The sequence below is a fragment of the bacterium genome (genome assembly GCA_020440705.1).
Classification (GTDB): Bacteria; Krumholzibacteriota; Krumholzibacteriia; order LZORAL124-64-63; family LZORAL124-64-63; genus JAGRNP01.
This window is the reverse complement of record JAGRNP010000352.1, coordinates 1-569: the sequence shown is the minus strand read 5'-3', so window position 1 is coordinate 569 and position 569 is coordinate 1. Positions and strand designations below refer to the sequence as shown.

General features: G+C 64.1%; 1 protein-coding gene. It reads left to right on the top strand.

What is annotated here, in order from left to right; genetic code table 11:
• Nucleotides 1-10: 10 nt before the first annotated feature.
• The coding region (locus tag KDM41_18745; protein ID MCB1185463.1) for a nitric-oxide reductase large subunit at nt 11-569 on the top strand (559 nt) is incomplete at its 3' end.

The following is a 569-nucleotide window of genomic DNA, read 5'->3' as shown; positions in this document are numbered from 1 at the left end:
GAGACACCCCATGCAGGACCGCTCAATGCGCAAACTTTGGGCAATCCTGGCGCTGATCCTCATCGTCTCGTTCAGCTGGCTCGGGCTGATCGGACGTGAAATCCACCGTCAGGCACCGCCCATGCCGTCCGCCGTCGTTACGGCGGAAGGCGACGTCCTCTACACGCGCGAGGACATCGAGACCGGCCGCCAGGTCTACCAGTCGATGGGCGGCCAGCAGGTCGGTTCGATCTGGGGTCATGGCGGCTATCTGGCGCCCGACTGGTCGGCCGACTGGCTGCACCGCGAGTCGATGGCTATGCTCGACGCCCGCGCCGAAGAACTTTACGGCGTCTCCTACGACGAACTCGACGACGGTCGTCAGGCCGACATGCGCGTGCGTCTCCAGGAAGAGCTGAACGCCAACACCTATGACGTCGAAACCGGTCAGATCATCATCTCCGGCGAACGCGTCGCGGCGGCGCGTCAGGTGGCCCGGCATTATGTCGATCTCTTTGGGGATGCGCATGAACTCGAGGCGCTGCGCGAGGACTACGCCATCGCCAATGGGGCCATTCCGGACCTCGAAC